Here is a 26,368-nt window from a genome sequence, read left to right on the forward strand (position 1 = left end):
GCCCGACTTCGCGGCCCCGTTCGAAACGCAGCCACCAATCGTTCAACAAAGTGTTGACGACCGGGTGGGCCCGATCTAGCTTTTCCGGGTGGCACCACTCTCCAGGAGGTCCACTCGTGACCAACCACCCCCACACCCTTGACGCCCTGGCCTCGGCCGATGCCGCGGAGCTGGAAGGGATCCTGCTGGAGGTCTGCTCCAGCCCCCGCTGGGCCGCCGCGGTCGCGGCGGACAAGCCCTGGTCCGACCGCGAGGCCCTGCTCGCCGCCAACGCGGCCGCCGTGGCGTCCCTGACGGCCGAGGACCTGCGCGACGCGATGGCCGGCCATGCCCGGATCGGCGAGCCCCTGACGGGCGACGCCACCTCCGAGTGCGAACAGGCCGGAATCCGGGGCGTGGATCAGGCGGTCCTCGACGAGTTGAACGAGGCCAACGCCGCCTACGAGGCCAAGTTCGGCCACGTGTTCCTGATCTGCGCGACCGGCCGCTCCGCGGTCGGCCTGCTCGCCGCCCTGCGCGAGCGCCACCCCAACGACGCGGCCACCGAGGCGGAGATCGTCCGCGAGGAGCTTCGCAAGATCAACGACATCCGGCTCAACCGCCTGCTCGACACATCCTGACACCCGTCCTGACGATTCGTCACATCCGTGGCGACATCGCCCCCCGGGCGTCCAGATTCACATCCGCTCGCCTCACACCACAACTGACGCTTCGCCATCTACGCCACAGGTAAGGGCACTTCACCGATGACCGGCATCTCCACCCACGTTCTCGACACCAGCCTCGGCCGGCCGGCCGAAGGCGTCCCGGTCGAGCTCGCACTGCACACCGAGAGTGGCTGGCAGGTGCTGGGCACCTGCGCCACGGACTCCGACGGCCGGGCCAGGGACCTGCCGGCCGTGGAGCCGGGCTCGGTCGTCCGGCTGCTCTTCGACACCGGCGCGTACCACGCGCCCGAGTCCTCCGAGCCTCCGTTCTTCCCCGAGGTCTCGATCGTCTTCACGGTCGCGCCCGACCAGCACCACTACCACGTGCCGCTGCTGCTCAGTCCGTTCGGATACTCGGTCTACCGCGGAAGCTAGTGGGCCGACCTGGAAAGCCTAGGAGCCACGTCATGGCCCACGTGCTCGGTCAGAACCAGTACGGCAAGGCGGAGAACCGCATCGTCCGGATCCACCGCGACTCCGCCCGGCACGAGATCAAGGACCTGAACGTCTCGGTCTCGCTGCGCGGCGAGTTCGACGACGTCCACCTCACCGGGTCCAACGCCAACTGCCTGCCCACCGACACCATCAAGAACACCGTCTACGCCTTCGCCAAGGAGTACGGCATCGAGTCGGCCGAGGCGTTCGGCATCCTCCTGGCCCGCCACTTCGTCGACGACACGGAGCGCGGCGTCGTGCACGGCGCCCGGATCCGGATCGAGGAGTACGCCTGGGAGCGGATCCGGACGCGGGACGGCTCGGCCGACTTCATCGGCTCGGAGGAGGAGAAGAAGAAGGAGGTGGTGGAGGAGAAGGAGGTGGGCCACTCCTTCGTCCGCAGCGGCCAGGAGGTCCGTACCAGCGAGATCGTCTACGACGGGGAAGCCGTCCGGGTCATCTCGGGCCTGAAGGACCTGGTCGTCATGAACTCCACCAACTCGGAGTTCTGGGGCTACATCAAGGACGACTACACCACCCTCGAGGAGGCGTACGACCGCATCCTCGCCACCCAGGTGACCGCCCGGTGGAAGTTCGGCCACAGCGGGCGGGACGGCGAGGCGCAGCCCGACTGGAACCGCTCCTACGCCCAGGTGAAGCGGCACCTGCTGGAGGCCTTCGCCGATACCTATTCCTACTCGCTGCAGCAGACCCTGCACGCGATGGGCACCCGGGTCCTCGACAACCGCGCCGAGGTGGACGAGGTCCGCCTCGAACTGCCGAACAAGCACCACTTCCTGGTCGACCTGGAGCCGTTCGGCCTCAGGAACGAGAACGAGGTCTACTACGCCGCGGACCGCATGTACGGCCTGATCGAGGGCACCGTGCACCGCGAGGGCGTCGTCCCGGTCATCCCGGTCACCTGACCTCCCCCACCAGGTGGACGCCGCCCGGAAGCGCCGCGCCAGCCGGCCCTCGCGTTCCACTTGTCGTTCCGCTCCGAACACCACCGGTCGTTCCACCCCGCCGCCCGCCTCGAGCAGCACCCCGCGTTCCACACACCACCGGTCGTTCCACCCCGTGTTCCGCCTCGAGCAGCACCCCGCGTTCCACCCCGGGCAGCACCGCACGCTCCACCCGTACCAGCTGTTTCTCCACCCCCACCCCACCCACCGGAGTTCGTGTCTGCCTCGCGGCGGCCGGCCCGGGGCACTGGAGGGGCCGGCCGAGGGAACCCCGCACCGCCGTCCCGCCCCCGGTCACAGCAGTACCGGCCGCACTCCAGCGCCACGGGCGCGCCGGGAGCCACGGGCACAAGAGGGGCTCGACATGGCACCCAGCAACACCAGCAGTACAGACGGCGGTTCCACCCCACCGAGAACGCGCGGCCCGGACGGCGCGGCGGCACACCTGCCCGGCAAGCCGCCCCGGGCCGGGACCCACCCCGTGGACGAGTTGCTGCCGCCGGTGAAGCTGTTCTCCACCGGACTCCAGCACGTCGCCGCGATGTACACGGGGGTCGTCGCACCCCCGCTCATCGCCGGCGCCGGCGTCGGGCTCTCCCCCGCCGAGCTCGCCCTGCTCATCTCGGCCAGCCTGTTCACCGCCGGACTGGCCACGCTCCTCCAGACGCTCGGCGTCTGGAGGGTCGGCGCGCGACTGCCGTTCGTGAACGGCGTCTCCTTCGCGGGGGTCGCGCCCATGATCGCCATAGCGAAGGAGCACGGACCGAAGCACGCCCTCCCGGTGATCTTCGGAGCGGTGATCGTCGCGGGGCTCCTGTGCTTCCTCGCGGCGCCGTACTTCTGCAGGCTCATCCGGTTCTTCCCTCCGGTCGTCCAGGGCACCGTGATCACCCTCATCGGGGTGTCCCTGCTCCCGGTGGCGGTCAACTGGGCGCGCGGCGGTTCACCGGGCGCCCCCGGGTACGGCTCCATGCGGGCCGTCGGACTCGCCGCGATCACCCTCGTCGCGGTGGTGCTCTGCAACCGGCTGCTGCGCGGTTTCTGGCAGCAGCTGTCACTGCTCGTCGGCCTGGCACTCGGCACCCTGATCGCCTTCCCGCTGGGGCTGGCCCACTTCGGCTCGGTCCAGAACGCGAAGATCTTCGCGCTCCCCTCCCCGTTCCACTTCGGCGCGCCCCAGTTCGACGCCGCCGCGATCGTCTCGATGTGCATCGTCATGGTGGTCTCGATGACCGAGTCCACCGCCGACATGCTCGCGCTCGGCCGGATCGTCGATCGCGAGGCGGACGAACCCACCCTCGCCGCCGGCCTGCGGGCGGACGGTCTGGCCACCGCGCTCAGTCCCGTCTTCAACGGCTTCGCCGCCAGCGCCTTCGCCCAGAACATCGGGCTGGTGGCGCTGACGAGGATCCGCAGCCGCTTCGTGGTCGCGGCCGGCGGAGGCATCCTGGTCCTGCTGGGGCTGTTCCCCGTGCTGGGCTCGGTCGTCTCGCTGGTTCCGCAGCCCGTCCTCGGCGGCGCCGGGATCGTGCTCTTCGGCACGGTCGCGGCCAGCGGCATCCGCACACTCGCGGAGGCGGGCATGGAGTCCAACTCGCACACTGTCCTGGTGGCGGTCTCGCTCGGTGTCGGCATCATCCCGATCGCCGCGCCGACGTTCTACGACTCCTTCCCGGAGGCCGCTCGGACCCTGCTGCACTCGGGGATCTCGGCCGGCTGCGTGATGGCCGTCCTGCTCAACCTGCTCTTCCACCACTTTGGCGCCGCCCGCCGAGCCGGGTCCGGCCCGGCCTCCGGCGCGCCGGTTCCGGCGGCTCCGGCAGTTCCGGCGGCTCCGGCAGTTCCGACGGCTCCGGCAGTTCCGACGGCGAGACCGTCCTGACCGGTCCGGGGAGGGGCGTGCGCCGTGCGGCGTACGCCCCTCCGGCCCTCCCCTAGGAGTCACACATGGCAGTCCAGCCCCCGCCCGGCGACCAGCGGATCGTGATCGAGAACGCCGCGATCGCCACCGTGGACGCGAACGACACCGAGTACGCCCGCGGCCACGTCGTCATTCTCGGCAACACCATCGAGGCGGTGGGCGACGGCCCCGCCCCCGCGTGGCTGGACGACGTGGTGCGCCGGATCGACGGCGAGGGCCACCTCGTCACCCCAGGCCTGGTCAACACCCACCACCACTTCTACCAGTGGATCACCCGCGGCCTGGCCCAGGACCACATCCTGTTCGACTGGCTGGTCGCCCTCTACCCGACCTGGGCGAGGGTCGACGAGAAGCTCGTGCACGCGGCCAGCCAGGGCTCCGCCGCCGCGCTGCTCAAGTCCGGCTGCACCACCGCCGCCGACCACCACTACGTCTTCCCCAAGGACGGCGGCGACGTCCTCGGCGCCTCCATCGAGGCCGTCCGGGAACTCGGCCTGCGCTTCACCGCCCTGCGCGGCTCGATGGACCGCTCCCGGAAGGACGGCGGGCTGCCGCCGGACCACGCCGTCGAGGAACCGGACGACATCCTGGCCGCGTCCGAGGCCGCCGTGGACCGGTACCACGACTCCTCCTTCGGCTCGATGCTGCACATCGCGATGGCGCCGTGCTCGCCCTTCTCCGTCTCCACCGAGCTGCTCCGCCGGTCCGCCGAACTCGCCCGCCGCAAGGGCGTCCGACTGCACACCCACGGCTCGGAGACGGCCGAGGAGGAACAGTTCTGCAGGGAGCTGTTCGGCATGGGGCCGACCGACTACTTCGAGTCGGTGGGCTGGCTCGGCGAGGACGTCTGGATGGCGCACTGCGTGCACATGAACGACTCCGACATCGCCAAGTTCGCCCAGACCGGCACCGGCGTCGCCCACTGCCCGTCCTCCAACGCCCGCCTGGCGGCCGGCATCGCCCGGGTGCCCGACATGCTCCGGGCCGGCGTCCCGGTCGGGCTCGGGGTGGACGGCGCCGCCTCCAACGAGTCCGGCGAACTGGGCACCGAGCTGCGCAACGCGCTACTGATCAACCGGCTGCACGGCTCCCCCACCGCGCTCACCGGGCGGCAGGCGCTGCGCCTGGGCACCATGGGCGGCGCCCGGGTGCTCGGGCGGCAGGACGAGATCGGCTCGGTCGAGGCCGGCAAGCTGGCCGACCTGGCGCTGTGGAAGATCGACGGGATCATGCACTCGTCCATCGCCGATCCGGTCGCCGCGCTCACCTTCGGCGCGCTGCCGCCGCTGTCGGTGCTGTTCGTCAACGGCAACGCGGTGGTCGAGAAGGGGCAGCTGACCACCGTCGACGAGGACCGGATCGCACGCGACTGCGCGCGGGCCGCCCGCGAGCTGGCGGCCCGTCCGGTCTGACGCCCGCATCGGGCGGCGCAGCGTCCTCTACCGGCGCAGCGGGCTGGGGACGACCTGGCGACGGACGGTCGACGGATGACGGCGAACAGCCGACGGCCGACCGATGACGGATGACAGATAACAGATGACGAAAGTTGTCAGCTGTCATCCGTCAGCTGTCGACTGTCAGCCGTCAGGCCGTTCGCCCCAGCGTGGCCAGATAGGCGCGCCAGCCGCCGTGATGGGTGATCTCGCGGTGGACGCCGCGCTCCACCTCGCCCCGGGCGAGCAGCATGGACAGGCACGCGGAGCCGTCCTCCAGTTCGATCACACCCAGCTCCAGTTCGCGCGGCTCGCCGGGGAGGATGGCGTCCCGCAGGTGTTCCAGGCTGATGTCGTACAGCTCGCCCTCGATCGCGGTGTCGACGGCGGGGTCGCGCAGGAGGCCGGGGCACACGTCGTCGATGGAGAAGAAGCGGTAGCCGGGCGCGGTCCGGGCCGGCCCGACCAGCGCGTCGGCGACCTTCGCGTGGAAGGGGCCGCCGACCATCGCCTGGCCGTTGAAGAAGATGCGTGCCATGGGTTCGACTCCTGTACGGGAAAACGAGAGAGGCCGTTCCGTACGGGCGAAACGGAACGGGGCTTGGGCCGGCCGGGGGCTCAGCCCAGCAGGGGAAGCGCGGGGAGGGTCAGGAAGTCCACGAACTCCTCGGCCAGGGCGACCTGTTCGAAGAGCCGGGCGGCCTCGCGCCAGCGGCCGGCGCCGTAGGTCTCCTCCCCCAGTTCGGCGCGGAGTTCGGCGAGCTCGGTCGCGACCAGGGCGCGGACCAGTTCGACGGTGGTCTTCTCGCCGGTGTCGGACAGCACGACCCCGTTGTGGATCCACTGCCAGATCTGCGAGCGGGAGATCTCGGCGGTGGCGGCGTCCTCCATCATGTTGAAGATGCCGACGGCCCCGAGTCCGCGCAGCCAGGCCTCGATGTAGCGGATGCCGACCTGGACGGCGTTGTGCAGCCCCGCGCGGGTGCAGCTGCCGCCGGCGATGTCGAGCAGCTGGGCGGCGGTGACCGGTTCGGCCGGGCCGGGGTTGTCCTTCTGGTGGGGCCGATCGCCGAGCACCGCGTCGAAGCAGGCCCGGGCGACGGGCACCAGGTCGGGGTGGGCGACCCAGGAGCCGTCGAAGCCGTTGCCGGCCTCGCGGTCCTTGTCCGCCTTGACCTTCTCCAGCGCGGCCGCGTTGACCTCCGGGTCGCGGCGGCTCGGGATGAACGCGGCCATGCCGCCGATCGCGTGGGCGCCGCGCCGGTGGCAGGTCTGCACCAGCAGCCGGGTGTAGGCGGCCATGAACGGCGAGGCCATGGTGACGCTGTTGCGGTCGGGCAGGATGTAGTGCTCGCCGGCGTCGCGGAAGTTCTTGACGATCGAGAAAAGGTAGTCCCAGCGTCCGGCGTTGAGGCCGGCCGCGTGGTCGCGCAGCTCGTGGAGGATTTCGTCCATCTCGAACGCGGCGGTGATGGTCTCGATCAGGACGGTCGCCCGGATCGTGCCGTGCGGGATGCCGAGTTCGGCCTGGGCGTGGGTGAACACGTCGTTCCACAGCCGGGCCTCGAGGTGGCTCTCGGTCTTCGGCAGGTAGAAGTACGGGCCGGAGTTGGGGTCCTCGACGCCCTTGGCCTGCAGCCGGGCGGCGTTGTGGAAGAAGTAGAGGCCGAAGTCGACGAACGCGCCGGCCATCGGAGTGCCGTCGACCAGCAGGTGGTTCTCGTCCAGGTGCCAGCCGCGCGGGCGGACCACGACGGTGGCGAGTTCGGCGGCGGGCTTGAGGGTGTAGGCCTTGCCCGCGGCGCTGGTGAAGTCGATCCGGCCCTCGAAGGCGTCGATCAGGTTGAGCTGGCCGCCGATCACGTTCTCCCAGGTCGGCGAGGTGGCGTCCTCGAAGTCCGCGAGCCAGATCCGCGCCCCGGAGTTGAGCGCGTTGACGACCATCTTGCGGTCGGTCGGGCCGGTGATCTCGACCCGGCGGTCCTGGAGCGCGCGGGGTGCCTCGGCGACCTTCCAGTCCGCGGCCCGGACCGCGGCGGTCTCGGGGAGGAAGTCCAGGGTCCCGGCGGCGGCGATCTCGGCGCGGCGGGCCTTCCGCCTGGCCAGTAGTTCCTGTCGGCGCCCCTCGAAGGCGCGGTGGAGTCCGGCGACGAAGGCGGTCGCCTCCGCGGTGAGCACCTCCTCCGACCGGTGGACGCGAGGACCGGCGACGGTGACGACCGGAGCGGCGGGGGAGGAACCGACGGACCCCTGATCTGCAGCCATGAGCAGGACACTCCTAAGACGGTTGAGTCTGGCGGGGGAGCTCCGGCAGGAACTTCCGCGGGGAACTTCCTCGGGGAACTTCCCGGATCGGCACCCGCCGGCCGGCGGGTTCGATTCTGTAAGGTGGAGACTAGTTTCCGCGATACAGAATTTCAACGATTTGTTGAATGGATCGCCGGGAATCCGCTCCTCCCCGACAGTGAAGGAAACACCGGTGGCCGCGACCCCCGACCCAGCATCGACGACAGGCACGGACCGCGCGAGCGGCGGCGGCGTGCAGTCCGTCGAACGCGCCTTCCAGCTCCTGGAGGCGCTGGCCGACTCCGGCGGCGTGGCCACCCTCAGCGAGCTCTCCATCAGTTCCGGCCTCCCGATGCCGACCATCCACCGGCTGGTTCGTACCCTCGTCCAGCAGGGCTATGTCCGCCAGGACACCGCACGCCGCTACACCCTCGGCCCCCGGTTGATCCGGCTCGGCGAGACGGCCGGCCGCCTGCTCGGCAGCTGGGCCCGCCCCTACCTGGCCGAACTCATGGAGGCCACCGGCGAGACCGCCAACCTGGCGGTGCTGGAGGGCGGTGAGGTGGTGTACGTCGGGCAGGTGCAGTCGCGCCGCTCGATGCGGATGTTCACCGAGGTCGGCCGACGGGTCCAGCCGCACTGCACCGGCGTCGGCAAGGCGCTGCTCGCCCAGCTGCCCGAGGACGAGGCCCGCGCCGTCCTCGGCCCCAACCCGCTGCCCGCGCACACCGAGTACACGGTCACCGACCCGCAGGAGCTGATGCGCCAGCTCGCCGAGGCCCGCGACCACGGCTACGTGGTCGACGACCAGGAGCAGGAGATCGGCGTCCGCTGCATCGCGCTCGCCGTCCCGGGCGCGCCGACGCCAACCGCGCTCTCGGTCTCCGGACCGGAGGCCCGGATCCGCGCCCTGGAGGAGCAGGACGGGTCCGCCTCCCTGGTGCCGGTGATGCACCAGATCGCGACCCGGCTGGGGCAGGTCCTCGCCCCCTGACATCCCGTCAACCCCCGTTGCCGGCCGACCCGGTCGGGACGGCGCGCCCGTCATCCGTTCGAGCGGACGGCGGGCGGGTTGCCACCGGGCTCCGGCGACGGCTCCGCCACCCTGGTGCCGACGCGGCCCGCAACGGCGCGGGCGGCCGGGACGCGAGGGCAGGGTGAGCGGGGATGGAGCAGCAGCACCGGGACGCGTGGGAGGCCGCACCGGGCGGCGGGGTACGCGATGCCGACGTACGAGGCGAGGACGTGCGGGGTGACGGCGCGCGGGGTGACGGCGCACGGGATGGCAGCGTGCGGCGCGCCGCAGGCGGCCGCGGGTTCGGCGGGGCCGGGCTGGTCGCGGCCGTGGCGGCGGGGTGCGCGGTGACGGTGCTGGCCGGCGACCCGTCCTGGGCGCTGCGCCGGCCCGAGCCCCGGCCCGCGGTGGAGGTCCTCGCGACGGGTACACCGTCCACCCTGCCCGCACCGGTGACGCCGGGGGCCTCCACCCTGCCCGCGCCAGTGGCGCCGGAGGCCTCCACCCTGCCCGCGCCGGCGACTCCCGGGGCCTCCACCCTGCCCGCGCCGGCGACTCCCGGGGCCTCCACCCTGCCCGCGCCGGCGACGCCGGGGGCGAAGCCAGGAGCGGGTTCCGGGTCCGACGCCGGGTCCGGAACGTCCGGGGCCTCCACGCTGCCCGCGCCCGCCGTCGCGCGGCCGTCCGCCTCCGACCTGGAGGTGGTCCGGTCGGACCCGGACGCGGCGACACCCGGCGGCACCACGACCGTCCGCGCCTTCGTCGGCAACGGCGGCCCGGAGACCACCGCCTCCCCGTTCACGGTCCTGGTCAGCCTGCCGGAGGGGGTCAGCCCCGAGGGCCCGTTCTTCCCGTCCGACTGCCAGGTGACGGGCCGCGGCCGCGTGGTGCGCTGCGTGTTCGGGCCCGGGCTGCGGGAGGGGCGCAGCGCGACCGCCCTCATCCCGGTCCGGCTCGACCGGGAGTTGCCGGCGGGCAGGCTGAGCGGCGGCTCGGTCACGGTGCGCAGCGCGGACGACCGGAACGAGGGCAACAACCGGCAGCCGTTCGACATCACGGTGGTCGAGACGGCTGCCGGTTCCTGAGTCACGTGGCCCGGTCGGCAGGGGTGGCCCTGTCGACCGGGTGACGGTGATCGGGGAGTTCCGCTGCGGCGCGGGGTGGACCGGTCGCGATCAACGACGCTGCGCGGCAGTCGAGTTGATCGGCTTTCCCGACTCAGCTCAGCCAGGCGTTGACCTGGCTCGCGGCGTCCGGTGCCCAGGCGAGCTTCAGGTGGTTGAGGCCGGTGAGCAGCCGGGTACCGCCGACCGTCGCGATGCCGGTGGTGTCCAGCGCGCTCGCGGTGAAGACCAGGCCGTCGCTCGGCCCGCGGCCCTCGTTGAGCACGCCCGGGATGTCGGCGGACCCGCCCGCCAGCAGGTAGGTGCGTACCGAGGCCGGAATGCCGGCCTGCCGGAGCGGGGCGATCAGCGAGCCCGCGTCGATCGCCGTCTGGATGCCCTGGCCGGAGGTGTAGAAGCCCTGGCCTCCGTAGTAGGTGGTCCACCAGTCCTGCGCGGTGGTGTCCACCCCGTAGGTGCCGTCCCAGCGGGCGAGCAGCTGGCGCTGGCCCGGGTAGCAGTCGTAGCCGCCGCTCGGCAGCACTCCGAGGCAGGGCTGCGCGGTGTACGTGCCGTAGCAGGTCATGTAGAGGTGCGGGGACGGCGCGTTGGCGGTGCCGCCGCAGGCCGGCCAGGTGACCAGGTCGAAGTCCCAGCCGTGCGCGTACACGTAGTCGAGCCCGCCGTGCGGACCGCCGAGGGTGATCAGCCGGCGCACGTCGCCCGCGTACGCCCTCCCCCAGGAGGGCTTCACCGAGGACACGTACGCCCGGGCGGCGACCTCGCCCTTGCTCCAGGCCACCACGTCGACCTGGGGGACCCCGAGCCGGGCCCGGATCAGTGCGACGGCGTCGCCGACGGCCTGTGCCTGGAGCAGGTTGTCGCCGTGCTTGTGGGCGAAGCCGATCGCGAAGACCCGGCGGCCGTTGCCGGCGAGGTACTGGGCGAGCCCGGTCGACGGGCAGCTCGCGGCGCCGCAGGTGCCGCTCTCCCCCGGGTTCGCCCAGGCGCGGTCGGCGTTGTCGTTGGCGCCGTGGACCAGCAGGACGGGGGTGGCCTGGCTGCCGGTGTCCCAGCCGGCGGCGGAGTACAGCAGGAAGCGGGCGGAGGAGGGCCGGGCGGTGCCGAAGTACGTCCGGCGGGCTCCGTCCTGGTCGCCGCGGCCGTCGGAGGGGAACTGCTCGGCGCCGAAGCCGGGGGTGGTGTCGAGGTAGCGCTCGACCTTGGCCCAGCCGTTGCCGGGGGTGGGGAAGGTGGCTTCCAGGGTGAGGGGGGCCGTGGCCGTGACCTGGGCCGTGCCCGCCTGGGCGGCGGTGGGGGTGCCGAGGAGGGCGGCGGCCAGGGTCAGCAGCACGGCGGTGAGGGCGGTGGGGACGCGCCTCCTGCCGGGGCGCGTGGTCGGGCTGGGGCGTGTGGGGGTACGTCTCATGGCCGGACGGTAGGACCGGCGCGCGGCCCTGCCCATGTGCCGGTCGCACACCCGGGCGACCGCGTGGTGGCGGACCGTACCGTGGCGAGTGCCTGACCGACTGCGCCCGGTCGGATAAATTGGACGTCGGACATCATCCGCCGTGCACAAGAGCGGCGAGCCCGACCGGGTGCTCGCCACGACCTGACAGAGACGAGGACCCGCCCCACCATGACCGCGCCCCTGCCCGCCTTCGCCGGCCGTACCTACCTCTTCCGGGCCGACAACGGCGCGGCCTTCCGCAACACCTACTCGGCCGACGGCACGCGGCTGCGCTGGGAGGGCCTCGGCGAGTCCGCGGGCCAGTGGGAGGACGTGCGGCTGCACGTCGCCGAGGTCGCGCCGGAGATCTACTTCGTCAGCTGGACGGAGCAGAGCGGGATCACCGTCAGCCATGTGATGGACCTCGGCAAGCTGACGGTCCGCGCCTTCTGGACCTTCGAGGGCGAGGGCGGCCGGGTCGGCGAGCTGCACACCGGGACGCTGGAGCGGGTGGCCTGAGCGGCGGGACCGCCGCGCTGTCGGAGCCGTACGGCCGCGGAACGAGCCGTACGAGCCGGTCCGGCCGAACGGCCCGGCCCGAACGAACGGCCCGGCCCGAACGAACGGCCCGGCCCGACCGAACGGACCGGTCCGACTGAACGACCGAACCCCCGGGGCCGCTGCTCCGGGGGTTCGGTCGTCCGGGTTCATGCCGCCTGGTTCGGCACCTTGAGGTGCTGGGACAGCCACTCCAGCGAGGAGGGCAGCAGGGCGCTCCAGGTCTCGAAGTTGTGGCCGCCGTTCTCCAGCATGCTGTACGAGACCTTCATCGGGCTCTGCACCGCGTCGACGAAGGCCTCGGTCTCCTGCCGGTAGTTGCCGTCGCCCTTCTTGGTGCCGGCCAGCAGCACGGACACCTTCGGCTGCGGCAGGTTCTTCAGCCGCCAGAACAGGTTGGCCTCGTCGCGGCGCTGCTTGCTGCCGCCGAAGAGGTCGCCCGTGGTCGGGTCGTCGGCGGCGTCGTAGTAGGCGGAGAGGGCGACGGCGGTCGGGAAGACGTCCGGGTGGCGCATGGCCAGCTTGAGCGCGCAGTAGCCGCCGGTCGAGTTGCCCATGAACGCCCAGGCCTGCGGGTCGGTGGAGACCCGGTAGCTGGCCTGGATCGCCGAGGGCACGTCCTTGGTGAAGTAGGTGTCGGACTGCGGGCCGTTCGGGACGTCCTCACACTCGGTGTCCTGCGGCATCGCGGGCGAGGGGCGCACCAGGACCATGACGGTCGGCTGCATCCGGCCTTCCTGCAGCAGCTTGAGCGCGGCGCCCGGGTAGTTGAAGCGGGTGATCAGATTCTCGGCGATTCCTGGGAATCCGGTGCTGACGATCACCGCCGGGAACTGCTTCTGAGCGTACTGCGGCTGGAAGTACTGCGGGGGCAGGTAGACGTAGCCCTCGGTGGACAGCCGGCTGACCGCGCCGTCGATCCGGATCTTGCGGATCTCGCCGGACTGGGCGGGCTCGCGGCCCATCGCGCCGCCGCCCTTGACCGAGGCCTGGCCCATCGTCTCCACCATCAGCCGGCCGGAGGCGTCCGCCTTGTTGTGGATGACCACCGGGCCGGTGTCGCCGGTGCCCAGCAGGTCGTCCCAACTGCTGTAGAAGGCGAAGTAGTTGTTGGCGACCAGGCCGAGCGCGGCGAGCACCGCGAGCTGGGTGGCGAGCAGGGCGCCGATCCGGCCGAGTACCGCCTGCCAGGTCCTCTTCGCGAGCCTGGGCCACAACCAGACCGTGCCGACCATCATCACGACCGCGATCAGTGCGGTCAACGCCAGCACCTTGTGGCTTGTCAGACCCATGTCCTGCTTGCTCCCACGCCTCGAACTCCAGTCCCCTCCGCTGGGGACATCCGAGGAGGTCACCCCGGTTCCCCCGCCGGGGCGCGAGGAACAACCCTAACGCCGGCTGGGAGGAAGCTGATCGCGGCTGGGAGGTCACGGGGAGAGGGACGAACAGATGACAACTTTCAGATAACAGATTTCGAAAGTTGTCATCTGAACTCTGTCAGCCGACATCTGTCGCCTGCCATCTGTCATCTGTCGTCAGCCACCGACCGCCGGGCCGCTGTCACCCGCGGGCTCAGCCGCCCACCCTGCCCGCCCCGTCCGCCACCCGCTCCCAGAGCCGCAGCCCCGCCGTGAGCTCGCGCATGCAGCGCGCACCGAGGTCCTGCGGGGAGCCGGGGCCGGCGAGGGCCGCGCCGGAGGAGGCCCACTGCTCCAGGGCCACCCGGATCGCCGCCGTCGCGGCGGCGGCTGCCAGCCGGATCTCCAGCGGGTCGGTGCCGTCCGGGCAGCGCTCGGTGAGGGCGACGCGCAGCCGCTCCTCCGAGTCGGCGTGGACGCGCTGCCAGGTGGCGCTCAGCTTCGGGTCGCGCAGCAGGCCGCGGGCCCACTGCATCATCTCGACCCGCGCCTCGTCGGCCGGGGTCAGCGAGGCGACCGCCGCGCGCTCCAGCGCCTCCCGCAGCGGCAGGTCCGCGGGGCTCGCCGCGAACAGCTCCACCCACTCCTGCCCGCCCGCCGCGAGCAGCGGGGCGACGGCGTCCTCCTTGACGGAGAAGTACCGGTAGAAGGTGCGCAGCGAGATGCCCGCGGCGACGGCGATCTCCTCCGCGGTGGTCGCCTCCGCTCCCCGCTCGGCGAAGAGCGCGGCGGCGGCGCGGGCGATCTCCAGCCGAGTGGCCTCACGGCGGCGCTGGGTCAGGGTCGGGCGTCCGGTCACGGGGCCAGCCTACGCGGGCGAATGCCAAGGAGACACGCCGCGACTTTGTGGCGCCCCGCGCCGTATCGGCATGAATGGACTTTTTGGCACGACGTGCCAGTCAGGCGTACCGTGTCGATCGGGATCGAGAGACCGCGAACGAACGGAGACCACCATGGAGCGCTTCAACGGACGGAACGTCCTGATCACCGGCGGCGGCTCGGGCATCGGCCAGGCCACCGCGCACCGGATCCTCGCCGAGGGCGGGAACGTCGTCGCCGTCGACGTCAACGAGGACGGCCTGAAGAAGACCCTGGACCGCGCCACCGCCGAGGGCACTGCGGACCGCCTGACCATCCAGGTGCTGGACATCTCGGACGAGGCGGCCGTCGTCGCGGGCGTCGCCGAGGCGATCTCCGGCCTGGGCGGTCTGGACGTGCTGGTCAACGCGGCCGGCATCCTCCGCTCCGCGCACACCCACGAGACCAGCCTGGAGTTCTGGAACCAGCTCCTCGCGGTGAACCTGACCGGCACCTTCCTGATGACCCGTGAGGCGCTGCCCGCGCTGCTCGCCGGCGGCAAGGGCGTGGTGGTCAACTTCAGCTCCACCTCCGCGAGCTTCGCCCACCCCTACATGGCCGCGTACGCCGCGACCAAGGGCGGCATCCAGTCCTTCACCCACGCCATCGCCTCGGAGTACTCGAAGCAGGGCCTGCGCGCGGTCTGCGTCGCACCGGGCAGCATCGACAGCGGCATGACCCACAACCCGGGCCTGCCCGCCGACGCCGACCTCAGTCTGCTGGCCAAGCTCTCCCCCGCCCTCGGCCAGGGCTTCGCCGGCCCGGAGACGGTGGCCGGCGTGATCGCCATGCTCGCCTCCGACGACGGCGCCTTCGTCACGGCACCGAGCTCCGCATCGACGGCGGCACCCACATGTGACCGGTCGGTCGACCCGTCGGTCGACCCGTCGGTCCGATGGAAGGCGGGGCCTGTGCCGTCCCCCGTACGGCACAGGCCCCGCCTTCGCCTTCCCCCACGCCGCCTCCGCGGCGGCGGCCGCCGTCACCGCAGGGGCTTCGCCAGGAGCACTTCCCGGGTGACCCCGTCGGCGAGCAGGTCACCGCGCTCCGCGAGCCGGGCGAAACCGTGGCGGCGGTAGAGGGCGAGCGCGGCTTCGTTGCCGGGGAGGAAGGCGAGGCGCAGCGTGGTGCCGCCGCTGTCCCGGGCCCAGCGCTCGACCTCCTCGACGAGCCGGTCGGCGACACCCCGGCCGCGCGCCCGCGGAGCCACCCAGAGCGAGCGCAACTCCCGTACGCCGTCCGGCGATCCGGGGAGGCCGCCGACCAGACCGACCGGATCGCTGTCCAGGAGCGCCGCGACGTGGTGGGCGCCCGGGACGCGGAGCCGGTCACGCCAGCGGTCCTCGCCGCCCCGGTGCCAGTCGGCGAGGCCCGCCTTGAAGGCGTCCGGCGCGTCGGTGAGGGCGGCGAGGCGGAGGTCCCGCCAGAGCGGCCAGTCGGCGGTCGTCAGGGTCCTGAGCGTCAGCGTCACCATGTGCGGGCACCGTAGAGGGCGCACCCGACGGCTGTCAGCCCGGTTCCGCCGCGGCGGCCCGGATGCCTCACGGCGTGCGCCAGTCGGCGGCGAAGGCGGCCGCCGGGTTGGTGGTGAGGAGCAGTTCGAGCAGTTCCGGGCCGTGGCTGCGGGCGAGGCGCGGGGCGAGCTCGGTGAGCAGGCGGACCGGACCGCCGGCCGCGCGGGCGGTCCGGGTGGTGGTGTCGGCGCCGAGGAGCAACCGGTGGGCGTGCCCCGCCTCGACCAGGTCGGCGATCACTTCGAAGGCGTCGTGGTCGCCGGGATGGCCCGCCCGGGAGGGGCAGTCGAGGGCGAGGTGGACGCCCTCGGCGGCCAGGGCACGGTGCAGCGCGCGGTCGGGCAGCCGGGTGAGGTGGCCGAGGATGATCCGGTCGGGCCGGACGCCGTGCCGACCGTGCAGCTGGTCCAGGATCCAGTGCGGCGCGCCGTCGGCTTCGAGGTGGACGGCGATCGGAGCGCCGGTGGCGTGGTGGGCTTCGGCGGCCGCGGCCAGCGTCCACCGGGTGTGCCGGCTGGCCGGTCCCGGATCGCCCGCGACCTTGATCACCCCGGCCCGGACCCCCTCGGGCGCGCCGGGCAGACCGGTGGTGAGTTCGGCGACGAAACGTTCCGCGAGGTCGGCGTACGAGCCGGGGCGCTCCGCCGCCTCCGTCTGCGCCTCGTCGGACTCGGGAAAGAAGCCCGGCGCGTAGTGAACCGCCTGGTGCGCGCCGGTGGCGGCGACGACGTGCACACCGGTCGTACGGGAGAGCGCGGCGAGGGAGTCCGCGCCCCGGCCCAGGCCGAGCGGGGTCCACTGGACGAAGGCGCGGCCACCGGCGGCGGCGTAGGCGCGCAGGACGTCCTCGGCCGCGTCCGGGTCGTCCAGCTCCTGGCCGGGGAGCAGCGGGCTGCGGATGAAGAGGTGGTCGTGGGAGTCGGTGACCCCGAGGGCGGCGGGGTCCAGGTCGCCGAGGACCGTACGGACGGTACGGCTCATGCCTCGGCCTCGGCGGTGGCGGCTTCCGTGGTGGCGGTCTCCGTGGTGGTCTCCGTGGCGGCGGTCTCCGTAGTGGTCTCCGTGGCGGCGGTCTCCGTAGTGGTCTCCGTGGCGGCGGTCTCCGTAGTGGTCTCCGTGGCGGCGGTCTCGTCGTCGGAGGCGGCGGCGGTCGCGGCGGGGCTCTCCGCGAAGGTGGCGGCGGCGACGCGCAGACCGGCCAGCGCCTTGGGGAGACCGACGTACGGGGCGAGGCCCACCATGACTTCGGTGATCTCCACTTCCGTCAGGCCGATCCGCCGGCTGTAGCGGACGTGGTCGGCGAGCTGCGGCTCGACGCCGCCGAGGGCGGTGAGGGCGGCCAGGTTGGCGATCTGGCGGTCGCGCAGGGCGAGGCCGGGGCGCTGGTAGATGCCGCCGAAGAGGGCGGTGACGATCCAGTCGGGGAAGCCGGGGGCGAGGGCGTCCAGGCCACCGAGGGTGGCGGCGGCGCCCGGGCCGGCGAGGTCGGTGAGCAGGGCCCGGCCGGCCGTGCGGTCGAGCGGGGCCCCGGTGAGGTTGGTGAGATCGGTGCAGCTGGTGCGGTTGGTGAGATCGGTGTGGCCTGGGCCGGTGGGAGCAGTCGCGGGGGACATCGGGGCGGTGGGTCCTTTCACCAGTGGCGGCCGGCCGGCAGCCGGTCGAGTTCGGGGCGGGACAGGTGCAGCACCTGGTACCGGATGCCGGGCACGTCCTCGGGCGCCGGGCCGTGCCACAGGGCGAAGCTCAGCAGTTCCCAGCGGCTCGGGTCGACGGCCACTGCGGCGGTGTGCAGGGCCGGGTGCGCGGGCAGCTCGGCGATGGCCCGTTCGACGGCCTCGGCCGGGTCGGCGGATTCCGGCAGTCGTACGGTCTCGCGGGTGGCGGTGGTCGGCGGCCCGGCCGTCTCGGCCGCTCGTACCGGTCCTTCCAGTCCTACCGGTCCCGCCGACGCTGCCGACGCTGCCGACGCCACAGGCACTGACGACGCGCCGTGCACCAGGCCCGCACCGAGCCAGTGCCGGACGGCGGGGCGGCCGAAGTCCGCACTCAGACCGCGGAAGCCCGGCCCCCAGAGGAAGCCGTTCATGCCCTCGGCGGTGCGCCAGAGGTAGAACGGGGCGTACTGGTTGACGGGTGAGCCGTGCCGGCCGCGCTCGCGGACCAGGTAGGCCTTGAGGCCGAGGCCCGGATGGGCGTCGAGCAGGTGGCCCTTGTCGGCGACCCGCCGGCGGATGACGCCCATGTCGTAGTCGGCGGGGAGGGTGATCTCGTACTGCATGGCATGCACGGCATGGCTCCTCGGGGTCGACGGGCAGGTTCTCCAACGGGCTGCTTGTCCGGCGGGCAGGTTGACCGACGGACGGGCTCGGGGCGTCAGGCCGTGCGGTGTGCGGCGAGCAGGCCGAGGGCGCCACGGACGGCCCGGTCGAAGGGCTCGGCGCTGTCAGCGGCGCGGGCCAGGACGTAGCCGCCCTGGACGACGGCGACCACGGCGGCGGCGGTGTCGGCCGGGTCGAGGGCGGGGGCGAACTCGCCGGCCGCCTGGCCTTCGGCGATCAGTCCGGCGATCCGGCCGCGCAACCAGTCGAAGGTCTCCTCGACCGGCGCGCGCAGGTGTGGGTCCGCGACCACGTCCGGATCCTGGGCCATCCGGCCGATCCGGCAGCCGCGCAGGACGTCGCGGTCGCGCTGCAGGTAGGCGGCGATCCGGTCGTGGGCGGTACCGGGGGCGGCGAGATCGGCCTCGGCGACGCCTCGCATCTGCTCGGCGCTGCGGCGCAGGGCGGCGGCGGCGAGGTCGGGTTTGCCGGCGAAGTGGTGGTACATGCTGCCCTGGCCGACCCCGGAGCGCTGCTGGATGGCCTTGGGGCTGGTGCCGACGTAGCCGCGCTCCCAGAGGAGGTCCTGGGTGCTCTCGATGAGGCGGTCCTGGGTGCTCATGCCGAGCACTGTACATACCAGTAGGTACAGGCGCCAGTGCGGACCCCGCCCGGACTCTCGGCGGATCTCCCCGGCGTCTCCCCGGCGTCTCCTCGGGGCATCTTCGGACCCGTCGCAGCGCCCGCCGTAGGCCCGGCCGCGGGACCCTCCGCCGCGGGCGGGACGATCGAGGGCCGTGCGCCGCCCCCCGGCGGCCACGGCCCCTCGACCGTTCGTCATCCCCCGCACCGCCGAACGGCATTCCGGCGCGCGTGGTGGCGCGCGTCACGTCACGGACGGTGGTCGGCATCACGCCGCGTAGGGGGTGCACGGCGCAATGCGCGGGCGGGCGCCGGAGCCGCGCGGCTAGGACAGCGCGCGGCGGACCTCGGGCGCCACCTCGCTTGCGAACAGCTCCAGTTGCTCGCGCTGAGCCTCCTCGGTGAGCGCATCCACCCCGATGCCGACCACCTCGTTGCCGAACGCCTCGTGGTAGCGGTGGATCTTCTCGATCACCTGCTGCGGGCTGCCGACGAGCGCCGAACCGCGCTCCAGGGCGTCCTCGAGCGACGTGAACGGCGAGTTGTTGTGCCGACCGGCGGCCGAGTCGAACAGCGCGTTCCAGTACGGGCGGAAGCCCTCGACGGCGTCCTGCGAGCGCTTGGCGACGTACAGTCCGCCGAAGCCCGCGCCCACCCTGGCCCGCGCCGGGTCGTGCCCGTAGTGCTCCCAGCGCTCGCGGTAGTGCTCGACCAGCGCCCGGTACTTCTCCAGCGGGTGGAAGGAGTTGGCGGAGAAGAGCGGGTCGCCGTGCCGGGCCGCGAGGTCGGTGGACCGCGTGCTGGTCGCGCTGCCGTGCCACACCGGGATCGGGTCCTGGAGCGGGCGCGGCCAGACGGTGGCGTCCGTGAGCGGCGGACGGGTCGAACCCTCCCAGGTCACGCTCTCCTCACGCCAGAGCCTGTGCAGCAGGCCGTAGTTCTCGGCGAGCGCCTCCCACTGACGCTCCTCGGGGAGCCCGAACAGCCCGAAGTGCCGCGGGTCGTTGCCCTTGCCGACAATCAACTCAAGGCGGCCTCCGGAGAGTTGGTCGAGCATCGCGTAGTCCTCGGCCACCCGGACCGGGTCGAGGACGCTGAGCACCGTCACCGCGGTGAACAGCCGGATGGTGGAGGTGCGGGCGGCGATCACGCTGAGCAACAGGGGCGGCGCCGGGGAGAGGAACGGCTCGCCGTGTCGCTCCCCCACCCCGTAGCCGTCGTAGCCGAGTTGCTCGGCGAGGACCGCCTGGTCGACGACGTTGCGCAGCTTCTGTTGTGGGGTGCGTCGGACGCCGGTGACCGGGTCGGGGGCGTTGGCGACGAGGGACGAGACGGTGAACCGCACGACGGGTCTCCTTGGGCGCTCGGGTCGGACTCGGTCGGGCTCGGTCGGGCTCGGGTCGGGCTCGGCTCGGGTCGGGCCGGTCCGGGGGGCGGGTCGGGGACGGGTCCGCCCGGGGACGTGCTGGGCGGAGCCGGGGCCGGGGGCCGGGGTGAGCCGTGCGGAGGCCGGGAAGCCGGTGCGTGCTCCGGCGCCGCGGTCTCACGGCCGCATCGACGGCGTGGCTGACGGGGCGGGCGGCGGGCCGCTCGGGGCGGCAGGGCGTGGGGGCGTCAGCGGTCGGTGCCGCGGTGGCGGCGACAACAGCGGCGGGCTGCGGCGGCGGTCACGGTCCGGACTGCCATCTCGCCTCCCTCTCGCCTCGCGCGCACACGATCCGCGGCGAGCATAGGCACCGGCCGGGAACGGGGGCAAGGGCCCGCTCCGCCGCGGTCGGCTGGCAAGATGTCCGGCATGAGCTACCTCGCCGCCGATGACCGCTATGACTCGATGACCTACCGGAAGGCCGGCCGCAGCGGTGTCCAGCTGCCCGCCGTCTCGCTCGGGCTCTGGCACAACTTCGGTGACGCCCAGCCGCTGGAGGTGCAGCGGGCGGTGCTGCGCCGGGCCTTCGACCGGGGTGTCACCCACTTCGACCTGGCGAACAACTACGGCCCGCCGTACGGCAGCGCCGAGCGCAACTTCGGCTACCTGTTCGCCCAGGACTTCCGGCCGTACCGGGACGAGCTGTTCATCGCCACCAAGGCCGGCTGGGACATGTGGCCCGGCCCGTACGGCAACGGCGGCAGCCGCAAGTACCTGCTGGCCAGCCTCGACCAGTCGCTGGACCGGATGGGGCTGGACTACGTGGACGTCTTCTACTCGCACCGGTACGACCCGGACACCCCGATCGAGGAGACGATGGGGGCACTCGACAGCGCGGTGCGATCCGGCAAGGCGCTGTACGCCGCGATCTCCAACTACCCGGCGGAGCAGCATCGGGAGGCGGCGGCGATCCTGCGCGAGCTGGGGACACCGGCGCTCCTGAACCAGTCCGCGTACTCGATCCTCAACCGGTACGTGGAGGACGCCGGCGTGCTGGACGCGGTGGGCGACACCGGGACCAGCCTGATCGCCTACTCGCCGCTGGCGCAGGGGCTGCTGACCGACCGCTATCTGTCCGGGGAGGTGCCGGCGGGCTCGCGGATGTCGGTCGGGAAGTTCCTCACCGAGGAGGCGCTGACCGGGCAGAAGCTGGAGCAGCTGCGGGCGCTGGCCGAGGTCGCCGAGCGGCGCGGGCAGACGCTGGCGCAGCTGGCGCTGTGCTGGGTGCTGCGGGACCCGCGGGTGGTCTCGGTGATCATCGGCGCGAGCAGCGTGGCCCAACTGGACCAGAACCTCGACGCGCTGGCCGGCGGGCCGCTGACGGCGGAGGAGCTGGCGGAGATCGACCGGCTGAGTCGCTGAGAGGGCGCAGCGCCTGCCGTCGGGTGACGGCTGGCAGGTGACGGCTGACGATCGACAGATGACAGCTGACAGATTTCGAAATCTGTCAGCTGTCATCTGTTATCCGTTATCCGTCACTTGTCACCTGTCAGCCGTCGGGCATCAACCGTTTGGCGCCGGCCGCTTGATGCCCAGGGCGGGCAGAACCGTTTCTGCAACCCGGTGAGCCTCCTGCAGCAGCGGATTGCCCGAGAGGATGAAGGTGTCGACGCCCAGCGCCTCGAACTCCTGCAGGCGCTCGATCACCTGGGCCGTCGATCCGACCACGGCCGTGCCGGGGCCCGGGCGGAACAGGCTCATCCCCGGCCAGAGGTTGGGGTAGGCCTCCAGCTCCCGGGCCCGCGCCGGCACCTTGCCGCCGTGCTGGCGGAACTGCCGCTGCCAGCCGACTCCGTCCTCCCCCTTCGCCCCGCCCAGCTGACGCGCGTACGTGGCCTCGCTGGTGACGTCCAGCAGCCGGTCGGCGGCCGCCCAGGCCTGGTCCTCGGTGTCGCGGACGATCAGGTGCAGCCGCAGCCCGATCCGCAGGCTCCGGCCGTGGGCGGCGGCGCGCTCGCGGACCAGGTCCAACTTCTCCTTGAGCAGGTGCGGCGGCTCGCCCCAGGTCAGGTAGACGTCCACGTGCCGGGCGGCCATCTCGATGCCGGCCGCCGAACTGCCGCCGAACCAGAGCGGGATGCCGCCGGGCTGCACCGGGGCCAGCTCGCGCAGGCTCGCGCCCGCGTCCTTCAGTTCGTAGAACTCTCCCTTGTGGTCGAACACTTCGCCTGCGGTGAGACGCTTGACGATCGACCAGTACTCTCCGCTGAGCCGGTACCGGTCGTCGTGCCCGACGTTCAGCCCGTACTCGCGCAGCTGCGTGGTCGAACCGTTCACCACGTTGAAGCGCAGCCGCCCGCCGTGCAGGTGGTCGAAGCTGAGCGCCATCTTGGCCAGCAGGGTGGGCGAGACCAGACCGGGGTGGACGGCCAGCAGCGGTTTGAAGGCCGGGGTGGTGGCGGCGGCGAGTGCGCTGCCGAGGGTCCAGACGTCGTACAGGTCGGTCGCGAGCAGCGCGCCGGTGTAGCCCAATCGCTCGACGCTGCCCGCGAGTTGTTGGAGGTAGCGGAGGTCGACCGGGCGGCGCCCGGCCGGTTCCCAGGGGTAGTGCCCCTCGCGCGGGATGATGTACCAGAGGACTTCGGAGGCCACGGCTCAGACCGCCTTCGCGAGCGCGGCGGCCATCGGGGCCTCCAGCGCGGGGAGGTGGGCGTCGGTGACGGTCAGCGCCCGGTCGACGAAGCCCGCGCCGTGGAAGATGTCCGCGGCCTCCTGCTGTTCGGCGATGAACGCGGCGGTGGCGGGCTCCAGTCGCCAGGGCAGTGCGACCAGCGCGGCCTGCCAGTCGGCGGCCGTGCCGCCCAGTTCCTCGGCGGCGATCGCGGCGGCCTCGGTCGGGTGGGCGGCCGCCCAGTCGTCCGCCCTGCGCAGTGCGGTCGCGATCGCGGCGACGACCTCGGGGCGCCCGGTCGCGAAGTCCCGGCGGGTGAAGAACACCGAGCGGTCGGTGATGACGTCGGCGGTGCGGACCAGTTCGCGGAACTCGCCGGTGCGGCGGGCGGCGGCGAGTTCCGCGCCCTGGGCGATCCAGCCGGCGATCTCGCCGTCGCGCAGCCGCCGGGCCTGGTTCTCGCCGGCTCCCGGGCTCACCGGGGTGACGTCGTCGCCGTACGAAAGTCCCTGCGCGTGCAGGGCCTTGGCGAGCAGGTGGGTCTGCCAGGAGCCCACGGCGAGGACGACGGTGGCGCCCTTGAGGTCGGCGACCGTCCGCACCGGGCCGGAGTCCAGCACCAGCAGGGCGCCGTGGTCCGGGCGGGGTGCGGAGACCGCCGCGTAGACCAGGTCGTGGCCGGCCGCCTGGGCGGTGATCGGCGGGGTGGAGCCGGTGCCGCCGAAGTCGATGACGCCCTCGGCGAGCAGCGTTCCGGTGCGGGTGCCGTCCGTGTAGTGGTGGAAGGCGCCGGTCTCGCCGAGCGGCGCCAGTTCCTCGTCCAGGTAAGGGAGTCGGGCGAGGTAGTAGAGCGAGGGGTTGCTGGCGTGGACGCCGAGGGTGACGGTCATCAGGTCAACTCCGGTGGGGCGGGCTTGGTTTGTCGGATGTCGGAGAATGCTGCGGAATCGCGGCGGAGTTCGGTGGTACACGGACGTCAGTGGACGCCGGTGGGCGTCGGTGGATGTCGGTGGGCTTCGGTGGGCGTCAATGGACGCCGAGGTCCGCGAGCAGCCGGCGCCGGAGGTCCGCGAAGGCTGGGTCGGCCGGGTCGCGCGGGCGCTCGACGGTGACGGCTTCGTCCCGGGCGAGCCGGCCGTCGCGCAGCACCACGACCCGGTCGGCGAGCCGTACGGCCTCGTCCACGTCGTGGGTGACCAGCAGCACGGCCGGGCGGTGGCGGCGCACCAGGTCACCGACGAGGTCCTGCATGCGCAGCCGGGTGAGCGCGTCGAGGGCGGCGAACGGTTCGTCGAGGAGCAGGAGTCGCGGTTCCCGGACGAGCGCCCTGGCGAGTGCGACGCGCTGCGCCTCACCGCCCGAGAGGGTGGCGGGCCAGGCCTCGGCGTGCCGCTCCAGACCGACCTCGGCGAGCGCCTTGAGCCCGGTCTCCCGGGTCGCGGCGCCGCGCGGCAGACCGACCGTGACGTTGGCGAGCACCCGTTTGGACGGCACCAGTCGAGGCTCCTGGAACACCACCGTGCGCACCGGGGGGACGAGCACGGTTCCCCCGTCGGCCCGGTCGAGCGCCCCGAGGATGCGCAGCAGCGTGGTCTTGCCGGTGCCGCTGGCGCCCAGCAGGGCGACGAACTCGCCGCGGACGATGGAGAGGTCGATCCGGTCGAGGACCGCCCTGGTGCCGAACACCCGGCGCAGACCTCGCAGGTGGACGGCCGGGACGGCCTCCTCGGGCCCGGAGGCGGGCGCGGGCGCGGGCGCGGGCGTGGTAGAGGGGGCGAGCGTGGCGGTGCCGGTCGGGTCGGTGGTCATCGGGCCGCTCCCTGGACGGCCTGGCGCCACGGCATGAGCACGCGTTCCAGGACTCGGACGATGCCGTCGGCGGCGAGGCCGAGCAGCCCGTAGATCAGGATGCAGACGGCGAGGACGTCGGTGCGCGAGTAGTTCTGCGCCTGGGCCATCAGGTATCCGATGCCTTCGGTGGAGTTGATCTCCTCGGCGGCGATCAGGGCGATCACGCTGAGCGTCATCGACAGGCGCAGTCCGGACAGCAGCGAGGGCAGCGCGCCGGGCAGCACGACCGTGCGCACGATCGCCCAGCGGCCGAGGCCGAAGCTGCGCATCGCCTCGACCAGCTTGCGGTCGGTGCTGCGGACTCCGCCCGAGGCGGACACGTACATCGGGAAGCTGGTGGCGACCGCGATCAGGGCCACCTTCGCGGTCTCGGTGATGCCGAACCACACCATGAACAGCGGGACGAGGGCCAGGAACGGGACGGTGCGCAGGATCTGGATCGCGGAGTCGAGCAACTCCTCGCCGAGGCGGGTGAATCCGGTGACCACACCGAGCACCAGTCCGGTGGTCGCGCCGAAGAAGAGGCCCAGCCCGGCGCGGGTGAGGGAGACGGACAGGGCGTCGGTCAGCTGGCCGTTTCCCCACAACTCCCCGATGGCCTGGGCGACCTGGGCGGGTGAGGCGAGCACGTCCTGGGTCAGCGCGCCGGTGGCGGAGGCGAGCGCCCAGCCACCGAGCAGGGCGAGCGGACCGATGGTGCGCAGGGTCACGGCGAGCGCGCGGGGGCGGGGGCGCAGGCGCCGGCTCTGTGGGGCGACCAGGCCGGCGGCCAGCGCCGCCCGGGTGTCCGCCGGTGGGAACTCCTCGGTTGTGGTGGTCACTTGGCTACGTCCCCGAGCTTGTTGACGTCGATCAGGTACGGCTTGACGTCCACCAGTTGCTTGGTGACCTTCTGGTCGGCGAAGAACCGGGCGACGGTGGCGAAGCGGGCGGTGTCGGCGTCGGAGATGGCGTCGGCGGGGGTGCCCTGCCGGCTGACGTTCACGGCGACGTCCTTCTCCGCGGGGGTGACGGCGGTCGGGCCGGCGTCGGTGAACACGTTGAGGTAGCCGGCCGGGTCGGCCCTCTCCTTCTCGCCGTTCTCGCGCAGGTATCCGTAGAAGGCCTTCACCACCTCGGGGTGCTTGTCGGCGAAGCCGTTGCGCACCGCCCAGACGGCGTAGTTGTCGGAGCCGACCTCCTGGCCGTTGACCAGGAAGTGTGCTCCGGTGTTGGCGATGGCGGGTGTCGAGAAGGTGTTCCAGGTCGCCCAGGCGTCCACCTGGCCGGAGTTGAAGACGCCGGAGGTCTGGTCGGCGCGCAGGTAGACCCGTTCCACCTTGTCGGCCGGGACGCCGTTCTTCGCGAGCGCCTTGAGGAGCAGGTATTCGCTGGTGCCGCCCTGGGAGACGGCGACCTTCCTGCCGACCAGGTCCTGGACGGTCTTGACGGGTGAGTCGTTCTTCACCAGGATGCCCTCGCCGACGCCGTCGGGCGCGGTCTGGGCGAACAGCTTGAAGCCCGGCTTCTGGGCGAGTGCGGCGACGGCCGAGGTGATCGAGCCCTGGGCGACGTCCAGTTGGTCGGCGGAGAGGGCCTGGGCGGCGGGGGCGAAGGGGCCGGCGCTGCCGGTCCAGGCGACCTTGGCGTGGACGGCAGCCAGGGCCTGATCCAGCGAGCCGTCCTTCTTGCCTCGGGCGAGGAAGCCGTTGTTGCCGGGGTCGGGCAGGCGGAGCACGACGTCAGCCCTGCCGTCGGTCCCGCCCCCGGCGGAGGCCTTGGCCCCGTCGGTGGACGAGCCGCAGGCGGCCAGGGCGGTGGAGGCGAGCAGCGCGATGGCGGCGCGGGCGAGACCGGGGGTCTTCACGGGGATTCTCC

At 72.6% G+C, this 26,368-nt stretch carries 25 protein-coding genes and 1 pseudogene; 10 read left to right on the forward strand and 16 right to left on the reverse strand.

Annotated elements, in window-relative coordinates; all coding sequences use genetic code 11:
* The first annotated feature begins 116 nt into the window (after positions 1 to 116).
* The 5 genes from uraD (at position 117) to ACZ5OX_RS24600 (ending at position 5,440) form a co-directional block, all read left to right on the forward strand.
* On the forward strand, positions 117 to 620 hold the full coding sequence (uraD, locus tag ACZ5OX_RS24580) for a 2-oxo-4-hydroxy-4-carboxy-5-ureidoimidazoline decarboxylase (protein ID WP_465632969.1): 504 nt from the start codon (positions 117 to 119) through the stop codon (positions 618 to 620).
* A 126-nt stretch (positions 621 to 746) separates the two neighbouring features.
* The gene (gene uraH, locus ACZ5OX_RS24585) at positions 747 to 1,082 is read left to right on the forward strand and encodes a hydroxyisourate hydrolase (protein WP_465632971.1); all 336 of its coding nucleotides are present in this window, start codon (positions 747 to 749) and stop codon (positions 1,080 to 1,082) included.
* A gap of 32 nt (positions 1,083 to 1,114) precedes the next feature.
* Entirely contained in the window at positions 1,115 to 2,068 is a 954-nt protein-coding gene (gene pucL / locus ACZ5OX_RS24590) for a factor-independent urate hydroxylase (RefSeq protein WP_465632973.1), read from the forward strand.
* Positions 2,069 to 2,471: 403 nt separating this feature from the next.
* Positions 2,472 to 3,989: a nucleobase:cation symporter-2 family protein gene (locus tag ACZ5OX_RS24595; RefSeq protein ID WP_465632975.1), complete on the forward strand. Its 1,518-nt coding sequence runs from the start codon at positions 2,472 to 2,474 to the stop codon at positions 3,987 to 3,989.
* Between the two features lie 65 nt (positions 3,990 to 4,054).
* Complete coding sequence (locus ACZ5OX_RS24600; RefSeq protein WP_465632977.1) at positions 4,055 to 5,440, forward strand: 8-oxoguanine deaminase; 1,386 nt, start codon at positions 4,055 to 4,057, stop codon at positions 5,438 to 5,440.
* Positions 5,441 to 5,612: 172 nt separating this feature from the next.
* Here the strand turns inward: ACZ5OX_RS24600 and ACZ5OX_RS24605 are convergent, their stop codons facing one another.
* A complete protein-coding gene (locus ACZ5OX_RS24605; protein WP_449788847.1) occupies positions 5,613 to 5,999 on the reverse strand; it encodes an allophanate hydrolase-related protein in 387 nt (128 codons plus the stop codon).
* 80 nt (positions 6,000 to 6,079) lie between these two features.
* Positions 6,080 to 7,726, reverse strand: coding sequence for a malate synthase A (aceB, locus tag ACZ5OX_RS24610; RefSeq protein WP_465632979.1), 1,647 nt, complete (start codon positions 7,724 to 7,726; stop codon positions 6,080 to 6,082).
* Positions 7,727 to 7,940: 214 nt separating this feature from the next.
* On the opposite strand from aceB, the gene ACZ5OX_RS24615 reads away from it, so the two are divergent.
* Positions 7,941 to 8,741: an IclR family transcriptional regulator gene (locus tag ACZ5OX_RS24615; RefSeq protein WP_465632980.1), complete on the forward strand. Its 801-nt coding sequence runs from the start codon at positions 7,941 to 7,943 to the stop codon at positions 8,739 to 8,741.
* A 173-nt stretch (positions 8,742 to 8,914) separates the two neighbouring features.
* Positions 8,915 to 9,847: a hypothetical protein gene (locus ACZ5OX_RS24620; RefSeq protein ID WP_465632981.1), complete on the forward strand. Its 933-nt coding sequence runs from the start codon at positions 8,915 to 8,917 to the stop codon at positions 9,845 to 9,847.
* A 133-nt stretch (positions 9,848 to 9,980) separates the two neighbouring features.
* Here ACZ5OX_RS24620 and ACZ5OX_RS24625 read toward each other — a convergent pair whose 3' ends face one another.
* Positions 9,981 to 11,294: an esterase/lipase family protein gene (locus ACZ5OX_RS24625; RefSeq protein WP_465632983.1), complete on the reverse strand. Its 1,314-nt coding sequence runs from the start codon at positions 11,292 to 11,294 to the stop codon at positions 9,981 to 9,983.
* A gap of 210 nt (positions 11,295 to 11,504) precedes the next feature.
* On the opposite strand from ACZ5OX_RS24625, the gene ACZ5OX_RS24630 reads away from it, so the two are divergent.
* A complete protein-coding gene (locus tag ACZ5OX_RS24630; protein WP_224275159.1) occupies positions 11,505 to 11,834 on the forward strand; it encodes a MoaF-related domain-containing protein in 330 nt (109 codons plus the stop codon).
* Positions 11,835 to 12,022: 188 nt separating this feature from the next.
* Here the strand turns inward: ACZ5OX_RS24630 and ACZ5OX_RS24635 are convergent, their stop codons facing one another.
* Positions 12,023 to 13,165, reverse strand: coding sequence for an alpha/beta hydrolase (locus tag ACZ5OX_RS24635; RefSeq protein ID WP_465632984.1), 1,143 nt, complete (start codon positions 13,163 to 13,165; stop codon positions 12,023 to 12,025).
* Between the two features lie 280 nt (positions 13,166 to 13,445).
* On the reverse strand, positions 13,446 to 14,090 hold the full coding sequence (locus tag ACZ5OX_RS24640) for a TetR family transcriptional regulator (RefSeq protein ID WP_465632986.1): 645 nt from the start codon (positions 14,088 to 14,090) through the stop codon (positions 13,446 to 13,448).
* Positions 14,091 to 14,244: 154 nt separating this feature from the next.
* Between ACZ5OX_RS24640 and ACZ5OX_RS24645 the strand changes: the two are divergent.
* A pseudogene (locus ACZ5OX_RS24645) lies at positions 14,245 to 15,008 on the forward strand (SDR family NAD(P)-dependent oxidoreductase).
* Between the two features lie 123 nt (positions 15,009 to 15,131).
* Here the strand turns inward: ACZ5OX_RS24645 and ACZ5OX_RS24650 are convergent.
* The 6 genes from ACZ5OX_RS24650 to ACZ5OX_RS24675 form a co-directional block, all read right to left on the reverse strand.
* The gene (locus ACZ5OX_RS24650; RefSeq protein WP_465632988.1) at positions 15,132 to 15,623 is read right to left on the reverse strand and encodes a GNAT family N-acetyltransferase; all 492 of its coding nucleotides are present in this window, start codon (positions 15,621 to 15,623) and stop codon (positions 15,132 to 15,134) included.
* 67 nt (positions 15,624 to 15,690) lie between these two features.
* Entirely contained in the window at positions 15,691 to 16,644 is a 954-nt protein-coding gene (locus tag ACZ5OX_RS24655; RefSeq protein WP_465632990.1) for a phosphotriesterase family protein, read from the reverse strand.
* Positions 16,641 to 17,276 carry a carboxymuconolactone decarboxylase family protein gene (locus tag ACZ5OX_RS24660; RefSeq protein WP_465632991.1) on the reverse strand — a complete coding sequence of 212 codons (636 nt, stop codon included), beginning with the start codon at positions 17,274 to 17,276 and terminating at the stop codon, positions 16,641 to 16,643. Before ACZ5OX_RS24660 ends, ACZ5OX_RS24655 begins: the two co-directional genes overlap by 4 nt.
* Before the next feature lie 17 nt (positions 17,277 to 17,293).
* A complete protein-coding gene (locus ACZ5OX_RS24665) occupies positions 17,294 to 17,950 on the reverse strand; it encodes a DUF4865 family protein (RefSeq protein ID WP_465632993.1) in 657 nt (218 codons plus the stop codon).
* 86 nt (positions 17,951 to 18,036) lie between these two features.
* Positions 18,037 to 18,603, reverse strand: a complete 567-nt coding sequence (locus tag ACZ5OX_RS24670) for a TetR/AcrR family transcriptional regulator (protein ID WP_465632995.1) — start codon at positions 18,601 to 18,603, stop codon at positions 18,037 to 18,039.
* 345 nt (positions 18,604 to 18,948) lie between these two features.
* Positions 18,949 to 19,968, reverse strand: coding sequence for an LLM class flavin-dependent oxidoreductase (locus ACZ5OX_RS24675; RefSeq protein WP_465632997.1), 1,020 nt, complete (start codon positions 19,966 to 19,968; stop codon positions 18,949 to 18,951).
* Positions 19,969 to 20,418: 450 nt separating this feature from the next.
* Between ACZ5OX_RS24675 and ACZ5OX_RS24680 the strand changes: the two genes are divergently transcribed.
* The gene (locus tag ACZ5OX_RS24680; RefSeq protein WP_465632999.1) at positions 20,419 to 21,411 is read left to right on the forward strand and encodes an aldo/keto reductase; all 993 of its coding nucleotides are present in this window, start codon (positions 20,419 to 20,421) and stop codon (positions 21,409 to 21,411) included.
* 141 nt (positions 21,412 to 21,552) lie between these two features.
* Here ACZ5OX_RS24680 and ACZ5OX_RS24685 read toward each other — a convergent pair whose 3' ends face one another.
* From ACZ5OX_RS24685 to ACZ5OX_RS24705, 5 genes are all read right to left on the reverse strand, one after another.
* On the reverse strand, positions 21,553 to 22,641 hold the full coding sequence (locus ACZ5OX_RS24685) for an LLM class flavin-dependent oxidoreductase (protein ID WP_465633001.1): 1,089 nt from the start codon (positions 22,639 to 22,641) through the stop codon (positions 21,553 to 21,555).
* Between the two features lie 3 nt (positions 22,642 to 22,644).
* Positions 22,645 to 23,550, reverse strand: a complete 906-nt coding sequence (locus tag ACZ5OX_RS24690) for an ABC transporter substrate-binding protein (protein WP_465633003.1) — start codon at positions 23,548 to 23,550, stop codon at positions 22,645 to 22,647.
* 136 nt (positions 23,551 to 23,686) lie between these two features.
* Positions 23,687 to 24,469, reverse strand: coding sequence for an ABC transporter ATP-binding protein (locus ACZ5OX_RS24695; RefSeq protein WP_465633005.1), 783 nt, complete (start codon positions 24,467 to 24,469; stop codon positions 23,687 to 23,689).
* The gene (locus tag ACZ5OX_RS24700) at positions 24,466 to 25,332 is read right to left on the reverse strand and encodes an ABC transporter permease (protein ID WP_465633007.1); all 867 of its coding nucleotides are present in this window, start codon (positions 25,330 to 25,332) and stop codon (positions 24,466 to 24,468) included. Before ACZ5OX_RS24700 ends, ACZ5OX_RS24695 begins: the two co-directional genes overlap by 4 nt.
* On the reverse strand, positions 25,329 to 26,357 hold the full coding sequence (locus ACZ5OX_RS24705; RefSeq protein WP_465633009.1) for an ABC transporter substrate-binding protein: 1,029 nt from the start codon (positions 26,355 to 26,357) through the stop codon (positions 25,329 to 25,331). The genes ACZ5OX_RS24700 and ACZ5OX_RS24705 overlap by 4 nt, the downstream gene beginning before the upstream one ends.
* Between the last annotated feature and the right edge of the window lie 11 nt (positions 26,358 to 26,368).

This window comes from Kitasatospora sp. NPDC032121 (assembly GCF_055580145.1).